Origin of the sequence: Chitinophaga niastensis (assembly GCF_003014755.1) — a bacterium.
GTDB lineage: Bacteria > Bacteroidota > Bacteroidia > Chitinophagales > Chitinophagaceae > Chitinophaga > Chitinophaga niastensis.
The window spans coordinates 973,898-991,474 of sequence record NZ_PYAW01000001.1 but is presented as its reverse complement, the minus strand read 5'-3'; the positions used below and the strand labels follow the sequence as shown (position 1 = coordinate 991,474).

Sequence of the window (17,577 nt, the reverse complement as noted above, 5' to 3'; positions counted from 1 at the left end):
TGCCTAATGAGTCAATTTAACCGCATCCGGAAATACCATAGCTTCTTCCGATTTAAAAAGGATTTCGAGAAGTATAGTATGAAGAAGGCCAGGAGCTATGAACTGATTATACATTGGCTGCACAGTAAAATGAACAGGAACCAGTTCCTCCTGCTATCTGGTATTATAGTGGGCTGTACCGCCGGAATTGCAGGCGTAATTTTAAAAATGCTGGTTCACTACATCCATTACTTTATCACTTATAAAGTACATTTCAGCACACAGGTAATCTTTTATATCGTCTTTCCTTTTCTGGGTATTGTTTTAACGACCCTGATGGTGATCTGGTTTTTCAAAGGTCAGTCCAGAAAGGGGATCCCCGCCATATTACACGAAATCGCACAGAATTCCAGTTTGATACCGCCGGTAAAAATGTATTCACAGGTACTGCAAAGCGCTATCACTGTGGGTTTGGGAGGATCGGCGGGTTTGGAAAGCCCCATAGCAGTAACGGGAGCAGCACTTGGGTCCAATTTTGCCCGGATTTACAATCTGGGATATAAAGAACGTACGTTATTACTGGCTGCCGGCGCTACCGCTGGTATTGCAGCAGCTTTTAATGCCCCCATTGCAGGGATGATGTTTGCTTTTGAAATCCTTTTAACCGGTGTGGTATTTTCCGATTTCATGCCATTAGTGGTGGCAGCAGTTTGCGGCAGCCTGCTATCTAAAATTATTTTGCAGGAAGAAGCATTATTCCATTTTGAAACCCGTGTTGCCTTTAACTATCGTAATCTTCCTTATTATATTATTCTTGGGCTGTTGAGCGGATTGTATGCCCGTTATTATGTGGTAATCTCACAGAAGGTGGAGCATTTTTTTCATCACCTGAAGTGGAGCGCACTACGAAGAGCCATGCTGGGTGGCTTACTGGTATCAGCCCTTTGCGTAGTGTTGCCGCCATTATTTGGTGAGGGCTACACCAGCGTGAAGTCATTGGCTAACGGCAACGGTGAAACGATTTTGCAAAACAGTTTCTTCCGCTATCTTCCCATACAAAGCTGGATGATACTGGTGTTCACCGGTTGTATCTGTTTACTGAAAGCATTTGCTGCCTCTATTACTATCCAGAGTGGTGGTAATGGTGGTAACTTTGCTCCTTCTTTATTTGCAGGTGGCTTCCTGGGATTTTTCTTTGCTATGTTATGTCAACAGCTGGGTATTACTGATATCCCTGTTACCAACCTGGTAATAGTAGGAATGGCTGGCGTGATGGCCGGTGTAATGTACGCACCGCTCACTGCTATCTTCCTGATTGCTGAATCCAGTTCGGGTTATGATCTGTTCATCCCCCTGATGATTGTATCTACCATCTCTTTCCTGCTGGCAAAATGGTTTTCTCCTATCTCTCCGGAACTTAAAGAACTGGCAAAAGATGGAAAAATATTTACACGTGCGCACGATAAAAATATTCTCCTGCTCCTGAAAATGGAAGACCTGGTAGAAAAGGATGTGCAGGTAATCAGTATTGATGCCACGCTGCGACAGCTGATAGAACTGGTAAAAGAAGGCACCAGAAACATTATTGCGGTAATAAATGAGCAGCAACTTTTTGAAGGCATTATTACACTGGATGATATCAGGCCCATTATGTTTAACCCGGAGCTGTATGATACTGTTACCGTAAAAAAACTGATGCAGGCACCTGCGGCAGTGGTTCATTTAAAAGAGAACATTAACGGCGTAATCAAAAAATTTGATGATGTACATGCCTGGAATTTGCCGGTGGTACAGGATAAGCGGCTGATTGGTTTTATCTCCAAATCAAGCATTCTTAATAAATACAGATTATTATTACAGGAATATTCAGAGGGATGAGTTAAATTAATTACGAATTACGAATTGGGAATTACGATTATAAGCGAAGATCGCTTCGATCCGTAATTCGCAATTCGTAATTCGTAATTTTTTTATTCATGGCTAAAGTATTGATCAATTTTGCGCATCCTGCGCTGGAAAAATCCAGGGTACATGCCCAATTGCTGAAAACCATAAAAGGTATACCAGGCATCACTTTTAATGACCTGTATGAGCAGTATCCGGATCTGGATATCAATGTAGCACGTGAGCAAAAGTTAATGGAGCAACATGATATCATATTAATGCAACATCCTTTTTACTGGTATAGTGCACCGGCTATTGTAAAACAGTGGATAGACCTGGTGCTGGAACACGGCTGGGCATATGGACATACCGGGAAAGCCTTACAGGGCAAGTATTTCAGCAATATTATTTCTACAGGTGGACAAGAAGGTGCTTACCATCCGCAAGGACATCATGCGCATACGGTGCATGACTTTTTACTGCCTTTTATACAAACTGCGTTGTTGTGCAATATGCAATATGCAGCACCCTATGTGATTTTTGGTGTACACCGGATGGATACGCTGGATATAAAAGAACAGGCACAACAACTGGGGCATGTGCTGGAACTATTGCGTGACGAGCGTTTTGACCTTTCTCCATTACCTAAATTGGAGTATATGAACCAAATCCTACATCTTCCTGCTCAAACCAGATAATATGGACCAACATTCTTTGCTTTTTCAGTCGATGGTGTACCTGGCCGCGGCCATCGTATTTGTGCCGCTGGCAAAAAAAATGGGGCTGGGGGCAGTACTTGGCTATCTGATAGCAGGTATTATCATAGGCCCTTCTGTATTAGGTTTCATAGGCAGTGAGGGAGAAGATATCATGCACTTCGCTGAATTTGGGGTGGTGATGATGTTATTTTTAATAGGCATGGAGCTGGAACCTGCGCTCTTATGGCGTTTACGGGCGTCCATCCTGGGGCTGGGAGGACTGCAGGTAATACTGAGTGCAGCGGCGATTGCAGCAATTGCCTTTTGGATAGGCCAGCCGCTGAATACTTCACTGGCACTGGGTATGATCCTCTCGCTTTCTTCCACTGCTATTGTACTGCAAACGTTGAATGAAAAAGGGTGGATGGGTACCGCTGCGGGCCAAAGCGCCTTTTCGGTGTTATTATTTCAGGACATCGCTGTTATCCCTATGCTGGCGATATTTCCTTTGCTGGTGGCAGGTAATGCTATGCCGGATGCCGCTACACATGCACCATCCCTGAGAGATAACTTACCCGGATGGGGACAAACACTGGTGGTGCTCGGCGCAGTAGCCACTATTATCATTGCCGGCAGATACCTGGTGCGTCCTATTATGCGGGTGATAGCACGTACCCGCGTACGCGAATTGTTTACTGCTACTGCATTGCTGATGGTAATTGCAATTGCGGTACTAATGAACCTGGTAGGCTTAAGTTCCGCACTGGGCGCGTTCTTGGGTGGGGTGGTACTGGCCAACAGTGAATACCGGCATGAGCTGGAGAGCGATATTGAACCTTTCAAAGGTTTGTTATTAGGTCTGTTTTTCATTGCTGTTGGCGCTTCCATTGACTTCAAATTAATTTTTGAGCAGCCATGGGTAATAATGGGTCTGGTAGTGGGTATTATGGCCATCAAGGGAGTAATATTACTGGTACTGGGAAAGATATTTAAACTCAGTACTGATCAAAATTTGCTGTTTGCTTTTGCTTTAGCAGATATAGGTGAATTTGCATTTGTGTTATTATCATTTACTAATCAAACGCGGCTGCTGAGCGGTGAAATGACTGCTATGATGACCGCTGTGGTAGCCATTAGTATGGCACTCACGCCATTGATCATGCTGCTGTATGAGAAAGTGATACAACCTTATTTTACAAGATCTGAAGTAACGGCCGAAAGGGACGCGGATGAGATAAACGAAAAAAATGCGGTGATAATAGCAGGCTTTGGCCGCTTTGGTAGTATGACAGGACGTTTCCTGCGTGCCAACGGCGTAAAGGCCACCATCCTGGATCTCGACTCAGACCGGGTAGATGCTTTGCACAACCTGGGTATCAAAGTGTATTATGGCGATGCTTCCCGATATGATTTACTGGCGGCAGCCGGTGCAGCAGATGCTAAAATGCTGATCATCGCAACAGACCATGCAGAACAAACCCGCGAAATAGTTGTCATGGCGCAACGTTATTTTCCGCACCTGCAATTGCTGGTGAGATCAGAAAATAATGAAGACACTTTTGAACTGATGGATTTGGGTGTATTACATATTTATCGTGAAACAGTAGATACCTCTCTGCGATTAGGCGTGGATGCACTGCGTATGCTGGGTGGCAGGGCCTATAGAAGTCAACGTGCTGCCCATACTTTTTTCCGGCAGGATGAACAGACGCTGAAAGGATTGTCCGCATTACGTGACGATAAAAAACAATATATCAATTCTATGAAAGAACGTATTGAAGAAATGGAAAAGCTCATTGCTTCCGACCGCGTGAAAACCTGGCTGGATGAGGGTCAGGGATGGGACCCTGAAACAATACGTGATGAAATCAGGGGAGAAAAGGAGAAGTAGCCACTACTGAATATGCTCAATGATGAGTTCCGCCACACGGTGCAATAATTCTACATCTACTGCATGTAAATGGTCGTGCAGGGGTTTACTTGAAACAGCGCGTACATAGCCCTCTTCATCGGGCTCATAAGTGATTTCGTGTTCCTCAATATCTACTTTATACACTGTTTTATATTGCTGGTGTGCAGTATGCACTTCCAGTATATGAGGATGACCTTTATACTCAAACTTGAGGGTGAAAATATCTGACATATTACGCTATCGTTGCGTGGCTGTTATCCTTCTGTTTCATTGTGCTGCTGATGATAGTAGCGTTTGATCCTGTTCTTTTCATCACGCGAAAGCTGATGAATAAACCACAGGGAAAAATAAGCAAGACCACTGATGATAAATATGTAGCCAATAAAACCAAGGGTGTGGAATACTTTGAACCACATCCAGTCGTTGGTTAAGGCATACTGCGCTAAGATAGCTAAAATCACTCCTGCTAACACCAATACAACTGCTATTTTTTTCATGAGGGGAACTATTTTGGGATAAAAATATATGTACACATGGAATGATGGCAAAACACAGGCCATCAACATATCTACGTAAAACACAGCTCTTAAGATGTATTTCATGTAGATATTGTTCTACTTTACGCGATATATAACGGAAGATTGTGTGAGATAGTTACAGTTGCAGACGAATACGGAGTTTGTTTAATCCCTTTACTATAAATAACATGGCCACCGCAAAACAGGCACACCAGATAATACCCGGTAATCCCGCACCTAGTACAGGCGGCAAACTGATTCTCAACAATATCATAAGATAATAAACAATATCTGGCAAGATGTAGGTCAGCAAAGGATTAGATCCCGCAGGGCGGAAAAAGGAAGTCCATTTACTGAGATGTTTTACATCTATCAAAAAATATAAAAGAGAAAACACGGCAACGCAAATGACTGCACTATACAAACACCAGCTGGGAGTTGCATGTATTTTTGAGATCTGATACCGGGGACGCAAGTTAACAGCGGCGATGAGCAGGATTACCAAAAATCCTGTTACACGCGCAAACAGTTTACTACCTCTCAGGCCAAGGTCTTCATCAAAATAAAATAATGTTAATACCATACCGGATAATACGATGGAAGTATGCGCGGCATTAACACCCTGTGATGCCAGCCAACTCCACTCACCCTGATGCATAAACGGTTGCTGACATAAAATATAATACCCAATACATACTGCGATCATGAACATATAAGCAGCAGCAACCCCTTTGAACAACTGGTAAATAATACAGGCGTATAGATATGCCCATCCTATTAAGCCTAAGATACCCCACCAATGAGGACTTAAACGTTCGCTTCCGTCACCGCCATGGTACAGCCATCCCAATACAAGTAATCCGGCAATACCTGTTCCTTTGAAACACCAGGAAATCCACTGCTGCCTAAAGGTATATACATTCCATACCAGGATCACACAAACGTAAAATAACAATGCCCACAACGTAGCATTCATACCTGTAGCAGCGGCATTCACCTCTTCTGCATTCACCATAAAAACACCCAACACCAACAATCCCAGGCTACGCCATCCAATATGTTTTTGTAACTGCCAGAAGCTATCGCCCTTCGCCAGGCGGCTATTGACAGCAAATGGAATAGACATGCCTACAATAAACAGAAAAGCCGGAAACACCACATCCACAAAGGTCATTCTATCCTCATCCGCATGTGCATGCTGCATCCAAGAAGGAATACCCTGTACACCCGCTACGCTGTTCACAAAAATCATTACAAGAATAGTAATGCCACGGAAAGCATCGATAGATAAAATGCGGCCAGTCGTTAATTTATTAATCATAAGGAGGAAGGGTGATCAGTTGACAATGTACCAAAATACAATATTAAAATGTGATTCCTGTCAATTTATCCTGATGTTGTTAAGCCCATTTTAATGGTTGCTATGCTGAAAAATAATTACCTTCCGGTGGCTAACAAAAATCTCTACAGCTTATGATAAAATTCATGCTAACCGGTGTAGGTATAGCCACCATAGCCTGTTTCTCAGCCTGTAACCAGGGAGAGAAAAAGGTGGACGCAACCTCCCCAACCCCTGATGCAGTAGCTTCCCTGGTGGACAGCACTATGAATCCTACCCAGGATTTTTTTGAATACGCCAACGGCGGCTGGATCAAACGCAACCCTATTCCTCCTGAATACAGTTCCTGGGGTATCGGCAACCTGGTACAGGAAGAACTGTACAAACGGCTGCGTATCATCAATGAAAAAGCAGTGGAAACCCCCACTGATCCTATCTCTCATAAAATAGCCGCTTTCTGGAAAAGTGGTATGGATTCCATTCGCATCAATGCAGATGGCATCAAACCAATTGAAGCAGATCTCAAAGCCATTGATGCTGTTACCACTGCACAACAACTGATACAACTGGCAGCCAAACAAAATATATTTACCGGCGCCATGTGCGGCCTGTATGTAGCGCAGGATGCCAAAAACAGTGATGCGATGGCCCTGCAATTCTACCAGGGCGGACTGGGCCTGCCTGACCGCGACTACTACTTCAACACAGACAATCGCACCGCTAAAATAAGACAGTTATATCCTGGTCACGTGGCTAAGATGCTGCAGTTCACCGGCCTTGACAGCAACGCCGCCAAAACGGCCGCCACCGAAGTTGTAGCGCTGGAAACCATGCTCGCAAAATCCAGCCGCAAACTGGAAGCACTCCGCGATCCGGAAGCTAACTACCACAAGATGGCCATTACCCAGCTAAACAAAATTGCCGGTAATATCGATTGGGTAGACTTCGTTAAACAACAAGGGATCAAGGGCAACGCAGATACAGTGATTGTTGGTCAGCCTGAATTTTATACTGCACTGAGTAATGCGATCAAATCGCAACCACTGGCAACCTGGAAAAACTACCTGAAATGGCACCTGATCAACAGCAATGCCCAGCAACTCAGCGATACCATTGCTAATACCTCCTTCGCATTTTATGGTACCTTAATGAGAGGTCAGGATAAACAGAAGCCTCGCTGGAAACGTGTACTGGATGCAGAAGAAGGAGCGATGGGTGAAGCACTCGGACAATTATTTGTAAAAGAATTTTTCAACGCTACTGCCAAAAAAAGATATGAAGCACTGGTAGAAGATATTCGCGGTGCATTAAAAACCCGCATCGAACATCTTGAGTGGATGAGTGACAGCACCAAACAAAAGGCGCTGTTTAAATTATCTAAAATCACAAAAAAAGTTGGTTATCCTGACAAGTGGAAAGATTTTTCTGCGATGGATATCAAATCATTATCTTATCCGGAAAACGTAGCCGCAGCAAGGACCTGGTGGCATAACTACGAAATAAACAAACTAGGAAAACCGGTAGATCGTACCGAATGGGATATGACTCCGCAAACATACAACGCTTACTACAATCCCAGCAACAACGAAATTGTATTGCCTGCCGGCATCTTCACTGTTCCCGGCAAACGCGACGAAGAACTGGATGATGCGGTTGTATATGGCTATGCCGGCGCTTCTACTATTGGTCATGAAATCACTCATGGATTTGATGATCAGGGCCGTCAGTTTGATGCTGCCGGTAATTTAAAAAGCTGGTGGACAAAAGATGATGAAACTAAATTTAATCAGCGTGCAGCCGTTATGGTTAGACAATTCAACAGTTATATAGTGGTTGATAGTTTACACATAAATGGTCAGGCCTCCCTCGGTGAAAACATTGCCGATCTTGGTGGAATCCTGCTTGGATGGGATGCTTTCAAGAAAACAGCGCAGTTCAAAAAAGGAGACAAGATCGCCGGATATACACCATCACAGCGGTATTTCATGGGCTACTCTTTAGGATGGTTAAGCCATACTAAAAAAGAAGCCTTAGCAAAAGCTGTATTAACGGATGTACATTCCCCTGCAAAATTCAGGGTGAACGGACCGTTCAGCGATGTAGATGCTTTTTATGAAGTGTATAGCGTAAAACCAGGAGATGGAATGTATAGAGCAGATAGTGCGAGAGTGAGGATTTGGTAGATTGTCTGAACTGTGATTATTATGATTAATATGATTATCCTGATGAGCGAAGATTGACGTTTGATATTTGATATTTTACTTTGATTTCTGCTTATCAGGTTAATTATAAAATACTTTATTTCATTTTCTGGTATATTGTTTATTTTAGTTTCATTGTTTGTATTTATTTGTTTGCTTAACCAACCCATCGCGCCATGATTAATACTAATTATAGCCATTCTGAACTCACGAGTAAAATAATAGGATGCGCCATGAGAGTACATAATACCCTTGGAAATGGATTTCAAGAGGTTATTTACCAAAGAGCATTAGCAATAGAGATGAGTGAAAGCGGAATCTTATTTGAAAGAGAAAAGGATATGCCCGTTTATTACAGAGATCAACAAGTGGGCGGCCGAAGAGCTGATTTTTTAGTAGAAGGAACAGTATGTGTTGAATTAAAAGCATTGATAAAAACAGAAGATGTTCATCTTGCTCAAACTATTAATTATCTTGAGGCCTATAACATAGAAATAGGATTACTTATTAATTTTGGAGCCAAAAGCCTAGAGTATAAACGTGTCAGCAATGCTAAATTCAACAAAAAATTATCACTATAATGTAATCATCCACACAATCAGGATAATCATCTTAATCATAATAATCACAGTTCAGACTGCCTCCGCGCAAACGTTCTCAGAATCATTCCGCCCGTTTACCGGCACACCACAAAATTATGTATGCTACCATACAAATGATAGTATCATCATTGATGGAAAAATGGATGAGGCTGCGTGGCAACAGGTGAGCTGGTCAGCCGATTTTAAAGATATTGAAGGAGATGCTAAACCCGCACCATCATTACGTACACGACTGAAAATGCTTTGGAACCAACAATACTTATATATTGCTGCTACCTTACAGGAGCCTCATGTATGGGGCACTTTGAAGGATCACGACGCGATTATTTTTCAGGATAATGATTTTGAAGTATTTATTGATCCGGATGGAGATACGCATCAGTATTATGAGATAGAGATCAATGCCCTGAATACAGTAATGGATCTCTTCATGAACAAGCCTTATCGCAATGGAGGTTTGGCCTTACTCAACTGGGATACCAAAGGGATACGTACCGCCGTACATGTGAATGGTACAATTAATAATCCCGGAGATACCGATAAAGAATGGACCGTGGAAATGGCCATCCCTTTTAGTGCCCTGCGGTTTTTTAATGACGCTATAAGGCCCGCTGACAATAGCATCTGGCGAATTAATTTTTCAAGGGTTGAGTGGGATACCGATATACAAAATGGTAAATATGTAAAACAGCGTAAGCCGGAACATAACTGGGTATGGTCGCCACAAGGAATTATTAATATGCATGCACCGGAAAGATGGGGATATCTTTTGTTTACCAATAGTCCGGCCGGCAGCAATAATGTAACGTTTCAAATGCCGGCAACAGAAGAGGCAAAACAATATCTGTGGCTCATCTATCATCAGCAACAACAATACAGACAAGCACATGGCAGGTATGCCGCTACTTTACAGGCATTGAATATACCGGCTAAACAAACAGCTGCAAACGGACAGATGTATACGTTACAGATGGAAGGGATCACTTCACAGTTCAATGCGAAAGTATCAGGAAATAGTTTTAATGGTTCGCTGAACATTAACCAGGAAGGTAAAATTTATAGTGACAGAAAATAACGGGTATGGATAAACGTCTTTTTATTAAATCATTGGGCATTGGTGGTTTAGCCCTGGTAAAACCAACGCTACCAGCCAGTGCCGCAGTAGCAGCTGTAAAGAAAGTGCAGACGCTGGAAAAAAATTTAGTACAACACCGCGTGTGGATTAATCCTGATCATAAGGATACCGCGGCAGTGTTGCAAACACGGTACGCTGCTTACAGAAAAGCCGGCATTACTGATATCATGTTTGAAGCCGATAGTGAAATACATTTCAAAACGGCCAAAGCTAATGGTATCAAGGCTCATCGCTGGATATGGACGATGAACCGCGGAGAAAAAGAGTTGCTGGCAAGTCATCCTGAATGGTATGCACAAAACCGGAAAGGTGAGTCCTGTGCCAATCATCCGCCTTATGTTGATTATTACAGATGGTTGTGCCCCAGCAAACCGGAAGTAGTGAACTATCTGAAGGCACAAGTGGAAAAGGCCCTTTCACTGGACTACGTTGATGGCATCCACCTGGATTATGTACGCTACTGCGATGTAATATTACCTGTGAACTTATGGAGTCATTACGGTATTGATCAATCTAAAGAATTACCGGAATACGATTTCTGTTATTGTGAGCAATGCCGCAGTGCCTATAAAGAGAAGAGTGGTGTAGACCCGCTACAGATAGAACACCCCGATCAAAGCCCTTCCTGGCGCAAGTTCCGCTATGATCGTATTACCAATGTAGTAAATAACCTGGCGCAGGTAGCCAAACAACATAAAAAGCCTATTTCAGCAGCTGTATTTCCTACACCCGAAATAGCTAAACGTATTGTTCGTCAGGACTGGACCAACTGGCCGTTGGATGCAGTGTGCCCTATGATCTATCATGGGTTTTACCGCGAAAATATAAGCTGGATAGGAGATGCCGTAGCAGAAGGCGTGAAAGGATTACATGGTGCGTTCCCACTGTATGCAGGGCTTTATTTACCTGATTTTCATGGCAACAGTACTGATCTGGCAGAAGCAGTGAGATTAGCTATACAGAATGGCGCTGCAGGGGTTTCCATTTTTGGGGAAGTAACGCCAGAAGTATTGCGGGTATTGGGCGAAAGCTAAACTGTGATTTTTGTGATTAATATGATTATCCTGATGAGCGATGATATCCGCGAATATCTCCGCTCATCAGGATAATCATATTAATCACAAAAATCACAGTTCAGACATTTATAATATATTCTTAGGTCTGTCTGCTAACAGTTTACCAAAGTTATAATTAGGTTTGTTGCCCATCTTAATCACCATAGTACCACCTTTCACAACATCCTTATGCGTGATAAAGCTTTTGCTGTAAGGCTTTCCATTAAGCACGATACTTTGGATATAGATGTTTTCGGCACTGTTGCCGATAGCTTGTACTGTAAAGGTTTTGCCACCAGGAACTTTCACTGTTGTTTTATCAAACAGCGGGCTACCTAATACATATACACCACTGGCGGGGTTTTCAGGGTAGAAGCCCATAGCGGAAAACACATACCAGGATGACATTGCACCGCAATCTTCGTTACCAGCAAGACCTTCAGGTTTATCGAAATAAAATTCTTTCATTACCTGTCTTACCTTTTCAGCAGTTTTCCATTGATTACCGGCAAAAGCGTACATGTAAGTAACGTGATGACTGGGCTCATTACCGTGGGCATACATACCTATCAATCCGGAGATATCATCGGAAGCTTGCGAACCCATATCACCTTTGGCGGTGAACAGGCTGTCGAGCTTATGGGTAAAGGCATCATCGCCTCCCATAAGACTGATCAGACCTTCTACGTCCTGTGGTACCAGCCAGGTGTACTGCCAACCGTTACCTTCGGTGAAGTCGCCTTTCTCGTGGATAGCGTTGAATGGATCGTATGGTGTTTTGAATCTGCCATCACTCATACGTGGACGTACAAATTTGATGGTGCTATCAAAATAGTTTTTGTAGTAGCCGGCGCGTTTTTTATAGTATTCGTAATCTTCCTGCTTGCCCATTTTCTTTGCCATGGCTGCAATACACCAATCATCGATCGCATATTCCATCGCCTTGGAAACAGATTCATATTCTTTATCCGCCGGAATATATCCTCTTTCCTTTACGTATTTCACGCCGAGGTCATCACGCATAGAAGAAGCTTTCATAGCAGCAAATGCATCTTCTGCATTGAAGCCGGAAAAGCCTTTCAGGTAAGCATCTACAATGGTAGGTACTGCGTGGTAGCCCACCATACAGTTAGTTTCGCTTCCCATCAGCGGCCAGATAGGCAATTTACCCTGTTGCTTGTAGATGGTGATCATTGAGTTCACAAAGCTGTTCACTTTTTCAGGATGCAGGATAGTGCTCAATGGTGCGCAGGAACGATAAATATCCCACAGCGAGAAAACAGAGTAGTTATCGAAGCCCGGATTAGAATATACTTTTTTATCGGTGCCACGGTAGCTGCCATCATGATCGTTGAACAATGCCGGATCAATCATGGTGTGATACATAGCTGTGTAGAATACACGACGTGCAGCAGCATCCTTTGTTTCAATGTTTACTTTAGATAATTCCTTATCCCATTTAGCATTGGCGCTATTGACAGTTTTAGCAAAATCCCATCCTGGTATTTCTGCATTGATATTAGCGAGTGCATTTTCGCTGCTAACAGGTGATACACCTACTTTCAGCATTACCTGTCCGGGTGATTTAGCAAAGGAGATAACACCTTTTACTTCTTTTGCTTTCAGAGATTTTCCGTCTTTCTTCTCATCTCCTTCAAACACCATAAATTGTTTTACGGGTACAGAGGATTTGATAGCAAACCAAAGCCGTTGATCTTCGGCCCAGCCTTTGGAATAGCGGTAGCCCTCAAGCGTATATTCATCTACCTGACGGATAAATGTTTCTACAGGCGCATCCCAGCCAATACCTTCTTTCAGGTCGATGATGATGTTGGATGGTTGATCTTTAGGAAATGTGTATTTATGAAAAGCTACTCTTTCGGAGGCAGTGAGTTCTACTTTAATGTTGTAGTCATCCAGCTGAACGGAATAGTAACCCGGACGGGCCTTTTCACGTGCATGGGAATAATGGGAGCCATAACCGGAGGTAGGATTTTCCTGTGTGCCTCTGTTGGTTCTTACTTTGCCGGTGTAGGGCATCATGAGTACATCACCCAGATCACCGATACCAGTACCACTCAGGTGCATCTGCGAGAAGCCGATGACAACGCTGTCTGAGTAATGATAGCCTGAGCACCAGTCCCAACCTTTCACAATATTAGTAGGACCTACCTGCACAGCGCCGTAAGGAACGCTGGCGCCTAAAAATACGTGTCCGTGGCCACCAGAGCCTATATACGGATCTACAGAAGCTACTGATTTACTTTCCACAAAGCCTGATGCTGCCGGCCCCTTTGTTTGAGCATCTGCCTGGATGCTATTAAACATCACAGCAGATAACGCGAATGCGCTGCCAATCTTGAATCCCGATTTCATAATCAAAAACCTTTAATAATCTGGCAATTTACGGTCTGATTATTACTTTTTTGGCTATTTTTTATAAATGGCTAACAGTTTGGAGACTTGGTATAGGCGCAATAGGCTTCGCTTTCTGTAACAAAAATTTCTTTGTGAAGATATCGTACGCAATCATCAACCATAATACCAAACAGGGTAAGGCTTTCAGGGCGTATGGCACTGCCAGGTTTGTTCTTACCCAAGGCGTTACAACGTCTGAATGAGAGAAACTAACCAGCAATATGGAGAAAAAGATAAATATATTATTCCACTTCGTAGCGGGCTGCATCACATACCAGATACAAATAGCCGGAATGGCGATGATGTAGGTAGGCGACTCAGAACTGGTGCTAAAAAGCACAGGGAACATGAGCGTAGAACACAGGATATATAAGCGGTAACGCGAGTTGTAGCGAAATTCCAGCCTGGAATATTGTAACAGGAACAACAGGAAAGCAGGAATCAGCACAGCAGTATTGCTTAACCAGGGGATATGAAATATCCTTTTGATCAGGCCTCCGGCAGAAATATCCTGGAATAATGTATTAACGCCTACGTTCAGCTCATTCTTATGAACAATAGCGGCAAACCACTCATAATAGCAATTAATAATATACTGAGGAGAGGAGATGATCATTGGCAGGGCAAACAGCACGCCGCCCCATAAAAATAGTCCTGCTATAAAGCGTCTTGGATTAGGGCTGAAAAAGAAAAAGGCCAGTCCTACTATACCATAAAATTTGGTAAGCGTACCCAGCACAATAAAGAATGCCGCCCAGAGGTCTTTTCCCTTAATAGTGGCGGTAAAGGTGAGTATAATGAAAGCTCCTACAAACTGATTCAGCTGAAACCAGCCACTGGCGCCCATCAATTCCTGAGAGCAGAGCAAGAGGATAATATTTTGTTGTATGCGGGTGAGTGGCAATTGCCGGATGGCGTAAAACAAGGCCGCAGCGCCGGAGAGTGCCCAAAGCATAGCACCCAGATGATTTTCAAATCCTGCAAAAGGGGCTATCATAAAACTAAACACGGGCCCATACAGGTTTACATCATAGTATTCTGCCGGATAATGTATATATAGCTGCTGCTGATGCAGCACATGAAAGAATACATTCTTAAAGATGAGAAAATTATTGATGTTACCCCTGGAACTCTCAACGATAGCGCCCAGAAAAGCCAAGCCAAACCATAAACTGATGATCAGCCATTCTTTTTCTGCCAGATAAGTCAGCACATTCCTTTTTTCGCGCATATCAATAGATTACTTCCAGGTTAAAAGCCACAATATGCAGATATAACGCAACTCAGTGGCAGTTCCCCCTATTATACCAATAATTTATTAGGGGTTATTTAGTCTTGTGAAGCAGACCATTGTTTTGAATGGCTGTTAATAGCCATTATAGCGCCTGCAACAACCAGGCATATCAAACTTAAAGCAATCACAACAAATAATAACATAGCATCCCGATTTATTCACTTATCCTCAAATTTATATAATTGTCATCATAGTCAGGTAACATAAAAATAGGAAGACGATAGGGAGATTATCATTTTCGACGTAAATTACCTGCATGAGCTCATTAGGTAACCCTCGAAAGAAACGCCAGGGAATAGACGATAAATTAACCTTCCAGGAGCGACTGGCAGCCCTCCGTAACCTGCCGGCGTTTTTCAGGATGGTATGGCAAACAAGCCCGGGTCTTACGATTGCCAATACAGTATTACGTATTGCGCAATCTGCCATGCCATTGTCTTTGTTATATGTAGGTAAGTTGATTATAGACCAGGTAGTACACCTGAGTAAAGATAGCACACAGCACTCTTCTTCTTATTTATGGCAACTGGTAGCCCTTGAATTTGGGCTGGCTATATTATCCGATGCCCTTAGCCGGGTGATTTCCCTGCTGGATAGCTTATTGGGCGACCTCTTTGGAAAACATACTTCCATAAAGATCATGGAACATGCGGCTGTACTGGACCTGGATCAATTTGAGGATTCCGAATTTTACGATAAGCTGGAACGCGCACGGCAGCAAACTACCGGCAGAACCATACTATTGGCACAAGTGCTGAGCCAGGTGCAGGATATTATTACCATCGGCTTCCTGGCGGCGGGCTTAGTATTGTTTAATCCCTGGCTGATATTGTTATTGCTGCTGGCCGTAATACCGGCTTTCCTGAACGAATCGCACTTCAACGACTTGACCTATAAACTCGCCTGGGGGCAAACATCTGATCGTCGTGAACTGGATTATATCCGCTTCCTCGGCGCCAGCGATGAAACTGCCAAAGAGGTAAAAGTATTTGATCTCTCTAATTTTTTGATCAATCGTTTCCGGGTGATATCTGATAAGTTTTATACAGATAAAAAAAACCTGGAAGTGCGTCACTCGGTGTGGGGAACACTCTTTGCCGTAATTGGAAGTGCCGGCTATTATTCCGCCTATGTCATCATCATTCTGCAAACAGTTAACGGGCGCCTATCCCTTGGTGACCTCACTTTCCTGGCAGGTTCCTTCCGGCAGCTACGGACTACCTTTCAGGGTATCCTGATCCGCTTTTCCAGTGTTACACAAGGCGCAATGTACCTGCGCGACATGTTTGACTATTTTGAGATTAAGCCCAAGATGGTTACACCATTGCATCCACGGCCGTTTCCCAAACCTATACAGCATGGATTTACCTTTGAAGGAGTGGGCTTTAAATATATTAATTCCGAAAAATGGGCCATCCGTCATCTTAGTTTCACCTTAAACGCCGGCGAAAAGCTGGCGCTGGTAGGAGAAAACGGTGCCGGCAAAACCACACTGGTAAAGCTGCTCGCACGTTTATATGAACCAGTAGAAGGACGGATTTTGCTGGACGGTTTTGACCTGAAAGAATACGATTTAATAGAACTTCGTACCCAGGTGGGCGTTATATTCCAGGATTATCAGCGCTACCAGATGACGGTATCACAAAACATTGCTGTAGGCAATATTGCTCAAAGTGAAAATCGCGCCCTCATTGATGATGCTGCGCACCAAAGTCTTGCTTATCCTTTGATAGAAAAACTGCCGATGGGCTATGAGCAAATGCTTGGTCGCCGCTTTAACCAGGGTGTAGAGCTATCAGGTGGTGAGTGGCAAAAGATAGCACTGGCGCGTGCCTACATGAAAGATGCGCAGCTGCTGATATTAGATGAGCCCACCTCCGCACTCGATGCCCGCGCAGAATACAATGTCTTCCTTCGCTTCGCTGATCTCACAAAAGATAAAACAGCGGTACTAATATCACACCGGTTTTCCACCGTACGCATGGCCAACAGGATATTGGTATTGGAAAAAGGGCAGCTGATAGAAATTGGCAGTCATGAGGAATTGTTGCAACGCCGCGGCAGGTATGCGGAATTGTTTGAGTTGCAGGCAGCGGGATATAAATAATTAATTTTTCTCTGCCTGATCCTTAATTTTTGTGAGCCAGTCGCTCATACCGTTGACCAGCATTTTATTAAGCATGCCTTTAAACAGGAATGCTACAAAGCCTTGCATACTTTCTTCTGTTCTTAACAGTGTGCCGCCGTTTTGTGCTACCAGTATCCAGTTATGAACAGCGTAAGTACCGGCAGCTTTGCCTGTCCAGCCGATGAATTCATTGGGTTTTACGGTGTGTAGTACAGAACTGATGCCCGTGCCGCCGTTTGTCCATTTGAAGCTGGTACCGGGCTTTACATCTCCATTTACTTTAATTTTTTTCACTTCAGGCAGCCACATACCCCAGCCATTGATGTTGCTTAAAATCTTCCACACCTTTTCAGGGGCTGCATTAATAAAGAGTTCTTTTGTCTGTTGTACGGGTGCGTTGTGATTGATGTTCAT

At 43.5% G+C, this 17,577-nt stretch carries 14 protein-coding genes; 8 read left to right on the top strand and 6 right to left on the bottom strand.

Annotated features, from left to right (window positions below):
- The first annotated feature begins 6 nt into the window (after positions 1-6).
- From CLV51_RS04230 to CLV51_RS04220, 3 genes are all read left to right on the top strand, one after another.
- Positions 7-1,857, top strand: coding sequence for a chloride channel protein (locus CLV51_RS04230; protein WP_106526750.1), 1,851 nt, complete (start codon positions 7-9; stop codon positions 1,855-1,857).
- Positions 1,858-1,955: 98 nt separating this feature from the next.
- Positions 1,956-2,561, top strand: coding sequence for an NAD(P)H-dependent oxidoreductase (locus CLV51_RS04225; RefSeq protein WP_106526749.1), 606 nt, complete (start codon positions 1,956-1,958; stop codon positions 2,559-2,561).
- Position 2,562: 1 nt separating this feature from the next.
- The gene (locus tag CLV51_RS04220) at positions 2,563-4,452 is read left to right on the top strand and encodes a monovalent cation:proton antiporter-2 (CPA2) family protein (protein ID WP_106526748.1); all 1,890 of its coding nucleotides are present in this window, start codon (positions 2,563-2,565) and stop codon (positions 4,450-4,452) included.
- A gap of 3 nt (positions 4,453-4,455) precedes the next feature.
- Here CLV51_RS04220 and CLV51_RS04215 read toward each other — a convergent pair whose 3' ends face one another.
- The 3 genes from CLV51_RS04215 to CLV51_RS04205 all read right to left on the bottom strand — a co-directional run bounded on the left by CLV51_RS04215 (position 4,456) and on the right by CLV51_RS04205 (position 6,312).
- Complete coding sequence (locus tag CLV51_RS04215) at positions 4,456-4,704, bottom strand: hypothetical protein (RefSeq protein ID WP_106526747.1); 249 nt, start codon at positions 4,702-4,704, stop codon at positions 4,456-4,458.
- Positions 4,705-4,727: 23 nt separating this feature from the next.
- Positions 4,728-4,970, bottom strand: a complete 243-nt coding sequence (locus tag CLV51_RS04210; protein ID WP_106526746.1) for a hypothetical protein — start codon at positions 4,968-4,970, stop codon at positions 4,728-4,730.
- Positions 4,971-5,127: 157 nt separating this feature from the next.
- Positions 5,128-6,312, bottom strand: a complete 1,185-nt coding sequence (locus tag CLV51_RS04205) for a DUF5009 domain-containing protein (RefSeq protein ID WP_106526745.1) — start codon at positions 6,310-6,312, stop codon at positions 5,128-5,130.
- Between the two features lie 152 nt (positions 6,313-6,464).
- Here CLV51_RS04205 and CLV51_RS04200 point away from each other — a divergent pair, with 152 nt between their 5' ends.
- From CLV51_RS04200 to CLV51_RS04185, 4 genes are all read left to right on the top strand, one after another.
- Positions 6,465-8,513 carry a M13 family metallopeptidase gene (locus CLV51_RS04200; protein ID WP_106526744.1) on the top strand — a complete coding sequence of 683 codons (2,049 nt, stop codon included), beginning with the start codon at positions 6,465-6,467 and terminating at the stop codon, positions 8,511-8,513.
- A 194-nt stretch (positions 8,514-8,707) separates the two neighbouring features.
- The gene (locus CLV51_RS04195) at positions 8,708-9,112 is read left to right on the top strand and encodes a GxxExxY protein (protein ID WP_106526743.1); all 405 of its coding nucleotides are present in this window, start codon (positions 8,708-8,710) and stop codon (positions 9,110-9,112) included.
- Entirely contained in the window at positions 9,081-10,208 is a 1,128-nt protein-coding gene (locus CLV51_RS04190) for a carbohydrate-binding family 9-like protein (protein WP_106526742.1), read from the top strand. The genes CLV51_RS04195 and CLV51_RS04190 overlap by 32 nt, the downstream gene beginning before the upstream one ends.
- Before the next feature lie 5 nt (positions 10,209-10,213).
- Positions 10,214-11,302, top strand: coding sequence for a family 10 glycosylhydrolase (locus CLV51_RS04185; RefSeq protein ID WP_106526741.1), 1,089 nt, complete (start codon positions 10,214-10,216; stop codon positions 11,300-11,302).
- Positions 11,303-11,410: 108 nt separating this feature from the next.
- Here CLV51_RS04185 and CLV51_RS04180 read toward each other — a convergent pair whose 3' ends face one another.
- Positions 11,411-13,699 (bottom strand): GH92 family glycosyl hydrolase, encoded by a 2,289-nt coding sequence (locus CLV51_RS04180; RefSeq protein WP_245898613.1) that lies wholly within the window; start codon positions 13,697-13,699, stop codon positions 11,411-11,413.
- Between the two features lie 61 nt (positions 13,700-13,760).
- Positions 13,761-14,972, bottom strand: a complete 1,212-nt coding sequence (locus CLV51_RS04175; protein ID WP_106526740.1) for a glycosyltransferase family 87 protein — start codon at positions 14,970-14,972, stop codon at positions 13,761-13,763.
- Between the two features lie 319 nt (positions 14,973-15,291).
- On the opposite strand from CLV51_RS04175, the gene CLV51_RS04170 reads away from it, so the two are divergent.
- Entirely contained in the window at positions 15,292-17,142 is a 1,851-nt protein-coding gene (locus CLV51_RS04170; protein ID WP_106526739.1) for an ABC transporter ATP-binding protein, read from the top strand.
- Here the strand turns inward: CLV51_RS04170 and CLV51_RS04165 are convergent, their stop codons facing one another.
- On the bottom strand, positions 17,143-17,577 hold the full coding sequence (locus CLV51_RS04165) for an SRPBCC family protein (RefSeq protein ID WP_106526738.1): 435 nt from the start codon (positions 17,575-17,577) through the stop codon (positions 17,143-17,145).

Bases quoted from the DNA above. Each gene is read 5' to 3' on its own strand.
- CLV51_RS04185 (WP_106526741.1), top strand. From the start codon at position 10,214: ATGGATAAACGTCTTTTTATTAAATCATTGGGCATTGGTGGTTTAGCC.
- CLV51_RS04210 (WP_106526746.1), bottom strand. From the start codon at position 4,970: ATGAAAAAAATAGCAGTTGTATTGGTGTTAGCAGGAGTGATTTTAGCT.
- CLV51_RS04190 (WP_106526742.1), top strand. From the start codon at position 9,081: ATGCTAAATTCAACAAAAAATTATCACTATAATGTAATCATCCACACA.
- CLV51_RS04195 (WP_106526743.1), top strand. From the start codon at position 8,708: ATGATTAATACTAATTATAGCCATTCTGAACTCACGAGTAAAATAATA.
- CLV51_RS04215 (WP_106526747.1), bottom strand. From the start codon at position 4,704: ATGTCAGATATTTTCACCCTCAAGTTTGAGTATAAAGGTCATCCTCAT.
- CLV51_RS04200 (WP_106526744.1), top strand. From the start codon at position 6,465: ATGATAAAATTCATGCTAACCGGTGTAGGTATAGCCACCATAGCCTGT.
- CLV51_RS04225 (WP_106526749.1), top strand. From the start codon at position 1,956: ATGGCTAAAGTATTGATCAATTTTGCGCATCCTGCGCTGGAAAAATCC.
- CLV51_RS04230 (WP_106526750.1), top strand. From the start codon at position 7: ATGAGTCAATTTAACCGCATCCGGAAATACCATAGCTTCTTCCGATTT.
- CLV51_RS04175 (WP_106526740.1), bottom strand. From the start codon at position 14,972: ATGCGCGAAAAAAGGAATGTGCTGACTTATCTGGCAGAAAAAGAATGG.
- CLV51_RS04165 (WP_106526738.1), bottom strand. From the start codon at position 17,577: ATGAACATCAATCACAACGCACCCGTACAACAGACAAAAGAACTCTTT.
- CLV51_RS04205 (WP_106526745.1), bottom strand. From the start codon at position 6,312: ATGATTAATAAATTAACGACTGGCCGCATTTTATCTATCGATGCTTTC.
- CLV51_RS04180 (WP_245898613.1), bottom strand. From the start codon at position 13,699: ATGAAATCGGGATTCAAGATTGGCAGCGCATTCGCGTTATCTGCTGTG.
- CLV51_RS04220 (WP_106526748.1), top strand. From the start codon at position 2,563: ATGGACCAACATTCTTTGCTTTTTCAGTCGATGGTGTACCTGGCCGCG.
- CLV51_RS04170 (WP_106526739.1), top strand. From the start codon at position 15,292: ATGAGCTCATTAGGTAACCCTCGAAAGAAACGCCAGGGAATAGACGAT.